Here is a 6,486-nt window from a genome sequence, read left to right as displayed (position 1 = left end):
CCACCACACCACCACCAGCACCCACCGCACCCCGAGTCACCACCACCAACAGCGACCCCTCCAACCCAACACCCGCCAACCAACACTGCACCACGTCCAACACCCGCGACGTCAACGCCAACGGCGACTCGTCACCGACCGCATCCAGCACCGCCGCCTCAGGCGCATCCTCGGCCAGCGCAGCAATATCGTCCGCGGTAGCCACCGCGACCCACGACGGTTCGGGAGCGTCCACCGCGGTGGAAAGCTCGGTCCAGTCCACTTGGAACAGTGCGTCGGTGCGGGCCGTGTCCGGCTGCTCGACAGACACCGCGCGGAACACCAGCGAATCCACCGTCACGACCGGGGAACCGGTCTCGTCCGCAGCGTCCATGGACACCGCACCGGACTCGCCGGGCACCAGCCGCACCCGCAGCGCCGACGCGCCCGCGGCGTGCAGCACCAGGCCGTGCCAGTCCAGCGGTTGCCGCTCGTCTGCCCCGTCGTTCCGCAAAGCCGGGTGCAGCGCCGAGTCCAGCAACGCTGGGTGGATGCCGAACCTGCCCGCTTCACCAGCCTGTTCCTCAGGCAGCGCGACCTCGGCGAAAAGCTCCGCTCGGTCACCACTGCCGCGCCGCCACACTGCCCGTACGCCCTGGAACCCCGGCCCGTACGCATAACCGCGCTCGGCAAGGTCGCCATAGAAACCATCCACGTCGACCTTTCGCGCGCCGGGCGGCGGCCAGGCGGTGAAGTCGAATCGGTCGTGCGTGGCAAGCGCAGCCGAAAGATGCCCGGTGGCGTGTCGCGTCCACACTTCGCCGTCGCCCTCGCGCACCGAGTAGATCTCGACCGTGCGCGACCCCTTCTCGCCGGGTCCGCCCAGCGCGATCTGCACCCGCATGCCACCGTGCTCCGGCAGTACCAGCGGGGACTCGATGACCAGGTCGTCCAGGACCGAGCACCCGGCCTCGTCACCGGCTCGCACGGCCAGTTCCACCAGAGCGGCACTCGGGACGACCACAACACCGCCGACCGTGTGCTCGGCCAGCCACGGATGCGTCCGCACCGACAGACGCGAGGTGAACACCAGGCCGTCGGACTGCGGCAGCGGCACGACCGCGCCCAGCAGCGGGTGACCGGCACCGGCCAGCCCCAGCGACTGCGCATCCGCGGTGACCGCCGGCTGGAGCCAGTAGTGCTGGTGGTCGAAGGCGTAGGTCGGCAGCTCCACCGTGCCGGACGACGGTGGGAGCAGTCCGCTCCAGTCGAGCGCGACACCGCGGACGAACAGCTCCGCCATCGAGGTCATCAGCCGTCGCAGGCCACCGTCCTCGCGGCGCAACGACCCGGTCACCACTGCGTCTACCTCGGTGCCGTCCACCACCTCGGTGATCGGCTGCACCAGCACCGGATGCGCGCTGACCTCGACGAACACCCCGTGCCCCTGCGCGAGCAGGTCGGCGACGGCGGGGCTGAACCGCACCTGTTGACGCAGGTTCCGGTACCAGTACTCGCCATCGACGACCCCGGCGCCGGAAATCCGCTCGCCGGTGACGGTCGAATAGAACGGCACCACCGGTGCCTGAGCCGTGATCCCGGACAGCGTCCCGGCGAGGGTGTCTCGGATGTCCTCCACGTGCCGCGTGTGCGACGCATAGTCCACCGCCACCCGACGGGCGGAGAGTGCTTCCACCGCCTCGGCCAGTGCTTCGGCGTCTCCGGCGATCACCACCGAGGACGGGCCGTTGACCGCGGCGACCTCGAGACGGCCGTCCCACGGCGCCAATCGGGCAACCGCATCGTCGTGGCTCAGCGCGACCGAGGCCATTCCCCCGCGGCCGGACAGCTCCGCCACGATCGCCTGGCTGCGGACCGCGACCACCTTGGCCGCGTCCTCAAGCGACAGTGCACCCGCAACGCAGGCCGCGGCGATCTCGCCCTGTGAATGGCCGAGCACCGCGTCCGGCACGACGCCCACCGAGGCCCACACGGCCGCGAGACCGACCATCACGGCGAAACTGGCGGGCTGAAGCACGTCGACCCGGTCCATCAGCTCCGGGTCGGTCTCACCACGCAGAACGTCCACAAGGGACCAATCGACCCACGGCCGCAGTGCAGCCGCGCACTCCTCGATCCGCTCGGCGAAAACCGGCGAGGAGTCCAGCAGCTCCCGGCCCATCCCGACCCACTGCGTCCCCTGTCCGGGGAACACCCAGACGAGCTTGCCCGGCACGCCCTCTCGGCCGGTCACCAGACCGGCGGCACTCTCGCCGCGCGCCAGCGCACCGAGCCCGGCCTTGGCTTCCTCGACCGACCCGGCCACCACCACGGCGCGGTCGCCCAGCACCGCACGGGTCGACAGCAAGGCGTCCGCCACGCGGGTCAACGACTGCGCACCTTCGAGGAACTCCGCCAGCCGCTCGGCTTGTCCCACCAGTGAACCGGCGCTGCGCGCGGACACCACCAGCGGCACCACACCGTCGGGCAGGTTCTCTTCCGCGACGACCCGCACGTCTTCGGCGGGCGCCTCCTCGATGATCAGGTGCGCATTGGTTCCGCTGATGCCGAAGGAGGACACGCCGGCCCGGCGCGGACGCCCGTTCCGCGTCCACTCGCGGGGTTCGGTCAGCAGCTCGACCGCACCCGCCGACCAGTCCACCTGTTTCGTGGGCTCCTGCACGTGCAGCGTCGGCGGCAGGACGTCGTGCCGCAACGCCTGGATCATCTTGATCACCGCCGACACGCCGGCGGCCGCCTGCGTGTGCCCGAGGTTCGACTTCAACGAACCGAGCCACAACGGCTCCTGCGGATCGCGGCCCTTCCCGTAGGTGGCCAGCAACGCCTGTGCCTCGATCGGATCACCCAGCGCCGTCCCGGTCCCGTGCCCTTCCACGACGTCCACATCGGACGGTGCCAATCCGGCACCGGCCAACGCACTGCGGATCACCCGCTGCTGTGCGGGGCCGTTCGGCGCGGTCAGGCCGTTCGACGCACCGTCCTGGTTCACCGCACTGCCGCGGACCACCGCGAGCACCTGGTGCCCGCGTTCCCGTGCCACGGAGAGCCGTTCGAGGACCACGATGCCGACGCCCTCGGACAGCACGGTGCCGTCCGCACCGTCGGCGAATGCCTTGACCTGCCCGTCCTCGGCCATCCCGCGCTGCCGCGACATGCCGACGACGCCGATCGGCGAACCCATCACCGCGACGCCACCGGCCAGCGCCATCGAGCACTCGCCCTGTCGGAGTGCTTGCGCGGCAAGGTGAATCGCCACCAGCGACGACGAACAAGCCGTGTCCACGGTGACCGCGGGCCCCTCGAAGCCGAAGGTGTAGGACACCCGCCCGGACGCCACACTTCCCGCGGTGGCGGTGGTGACGAAGCCTTCGAGTTCCGCGGGCATGTTGCTCAGCGACTCGAGGTAGTCGTGGATGGAGACACCGGAAAAGACGCCGACGTCCTCGCCCCGCGCCTTGGTCGGGTCGATGCCCGCTCGCTCCAGCGCTTCCCAGGAGGCTTCCAGCAGCAACCGCTGCTGCGGGTCCATCGCCAGTGCTTCGCGCGGCGAAATCCCGAAGAACCCCGGGTCGAAAAGTCCCGCCTCGTGCAGGAACCCGCCTTGACGGGTGGCGGAGGTGCCCGGTCGATCCGGGTCCGAATCGAACAGGCTCGCCAGGTCCCAGCCGCGGTCGTCCGGGAAGGCCGACATCCCGTCCCTGCCCTCGGACACCAGCCGCCACAGGTCCTCGGGCCCCAGCACGCCGCCCGGCAACCGGCACGCCATCCCGACGATCGCGATCGGCTCGTCGGGATCCACCGCGGACGCCGCGACGGTGGCGGGGGTGCCCGCCACCGTGGCGCCCAGCTCGTCACGCAGGTGCCGAGCCAGTGCCACCGGCGTCGGATAGTCGAAGACCAGCGTGGCGGGCAGCTTGACGCCGGTCGCCGCGCTCAGCCGGTTCCGCAGCTCGACCGCGGTCAGCGAATCGAACCCGATGTCGCTGAACCCGCGGGTGCCCTGCGCCAGCTCGGGACCGCTGAAGCCAAGCACCGCGACTGCCTCGGCCTGGATGATGCCCAGCAGCAGGCTGTCCTGTTCCTCCTCCGACAGGCCGGCGAGCCGCTGGACCACCCCGCCGCTGCCGGCCGCAGCCGTGCGTGCCACGCGCCGGCTTGCCCGGACCAGGCCACGCAGCAGGTGCGGGACTTCCCCGCCTGCAGTGGCCTGAGTGCGCAACGTCCGCAGGTCCAGCTTGATCGGCACGAGCAGTGCCCGGTCGGTCTGCACGCCGAAGTCGAAGATGTCCAGGCCCTCTTCGGGCGTCATCGGCAGCACGCCGCCGCGGCTCATCCGTGCCTGGTCGACGGCGGCGAGATTCGCGGTCAGACCGTCGGCCTGCTCCCACAGACCCCACGCCAGCGACACCCCCGGCAGGCCCGCTGCCCGGCGCTTGGCCATCAGCCCGTCCAGGAAGGCGTTCGCCGCCGCGTAGTTGCCCTGGCCTGCCGAGCCCATGAGTGCGGCTGCGGACGAGAACACGACGAACGCATCGAGGTCGAGGTCGCTGGTCAGCTCGTCGAGGTGCCGCACCGCGTCCACCTTCGGCGCGAACACGCCGGCCAACCGCTCTCGCGTCAACGTCCCGATCACGCCGTCGTCCAGCAACCCCGCCATGTGCACCACCCCGGTCGGGGGATGCTCGGCCAGCAGAGCCGCCACCTGGTCCCGGTCCGAGACGTCGCAGGCCACCACCGAGACGTCGGCACCCTGTTCGGTCAGCTCGGCGACCAGTTCGGCCGCGCCTTCGGCAGCCTGGCCACGGCGGCTGGCCAGTACGAGCCGCCGGACCCCGTGCCCGGTCACCAGGTGCCGGGCGACCAGCGCGCCCAGCGACCCCGTGCCGCCGGTGATCAGGACCGTCCCTTCCGGACTGAACACCGCGGGCTCGTCCGGCACCCGGCCGGTCGCGCGGACCAATCGGGGTGCGGAGAAAGTCGTTCCCCGCACCGCGATCTGCGGCTCACCACTGGCGAGCACCGCACCGAGCAACGACGGCACCGCCCCGGTGTCGGTATCCACCAGGACGATCCGGCCGGGGTTTTCCGCCTGTGCGGCCCGCAGCAATCCCCACACCGCCGCCGCGGCCGGGTCGGTCACCACGCCGTCGCCGGCCGGGACCGCACCGCGGGTCACCACCACCAGCCGCGATTCCGCCACCCCGGCACCGAGCCACGCCTGCACGACTTCCAGCACCCGGCTGGTCAGTGCCAGCGGCGCTGATGACCCGCCGAAAGCTTCCAGAACCGCGACCCGGTCGGCCACAGCCGCCACGTCGTCCGCAGTGGCCACCGATGTCCACGACGGTGCAGACACCACCTCGGCCGTGGACAGCTCGACCCACTCCACCTCGAACAGCGAGTCACGGTCTTCGCCCGCCGCGGTCTCCAACTGCTCGGTGGAAACCTCGCGGGAGACCAGCGAGTCCATCGTCACGACCAGGCCACCGGTCTCGTCGGCAGCCTGGAACGACAGCGCGTCCGGACCGGCAGGCGCGACCCGGACCCGCAACGCCGAGGCACCCACGGCGTGCAGCACCAGTCCGTTCCACGCGAACGGCAGCACATTGCGGTCGTCGTCCGGGTTGGCGAAAGCGTTCGTGTGCAGTGCGGCATCCAGCAATGCCGGATGAATGCCGAACTTTCCGGCGTCTTCCCGGTTCTCCTCGGGAAGCGCGACCTCGGCGAAGACCTCGGCGGCGGCCCCGCTGCCACGCCGCCAGACCGCCCGCATGCCCTGGAACGGGCCACCGTAGGCGTATCCGCGTTCGGTCAGGTCGGCGTAGAAGTTCTCGATGCCGACCGGCTGCGCACCGGCAGGCGGCCACGCGGCGAAGTCGAATTCGTGGTTCGTTTCCCGGGTCTCCGACGAAGCCGCCAGTAGTCCGGTGGCGTGCCGCGTCCACTCGCCGGCCCCATCCACGTCCTCCCGCAGGGAGAACACATCCACAGTGCGCAGGCCGGTTTCGCTCGGCCCGCTCACCGCGACCTGCACGCGAACCCCGCCACGCTCGGCCAGCACCAGCGGCGCCTCGATCACGAGCTCTTCGAGCACACCGAAGCCCAGCTCGTCGCCGGCTCGCACGGCGAGATCGACGTACACCGTGCCGGGAATGAGCACGACGCCACCGATCGCGTGCCCGGCCAGCCAGGGATGCGACTGCAGCGACAACCGCGAGGTGAAGACCAGCCCGTCCGACTGTGGCAGCGGCACGACCGCACCGAGCAGTGGATGATCGGCGCCGGCCAAGCCCAGCGACACCGCGTCGGTCGCCGACTCGCCCATCTGAAGCCAGTAGTGCTGGTGGTCAAACGAATACGTCGGCAGGTCGACCCGCCTGGACGGCGGCAGCACCCCGGACCAGTCCACCGGTACACCACGCACGAACAACTCGGCCATCGACGTCAGCAACCGCCGCAAACCACCGTCATCACGCCGCAACGACC

The 6,486-nt window shown here is 70.9% G+C and carries 1 protein-coding gene; it reads right to left on the bottom strand.

Annotation, left to right across the window (positions count from 1 at the left end; all coding sequences use genetic code 11):
* Nucleotides 1–6,486 (bottom strand): type I polyketide synthase (locus ABD793_RS42425; protein WP_425548860.1); only part of this gene is annotated, 6,486 nt, incomplete at both ends.

Source organism: Amycolatopsis ultiminotia (assembly GCF_039536925.1).
Taxonomy (GTDB): Bacteria; Actinomycetota; Actinomycetes; order Mycobacteriales; family Pseudonocardiaceae; genus Amycolatopsis; species Amycolatopsis ultiminotia.
This window is presented reverse-complemented; position numbering and strand designations above follow the sequence as displayed.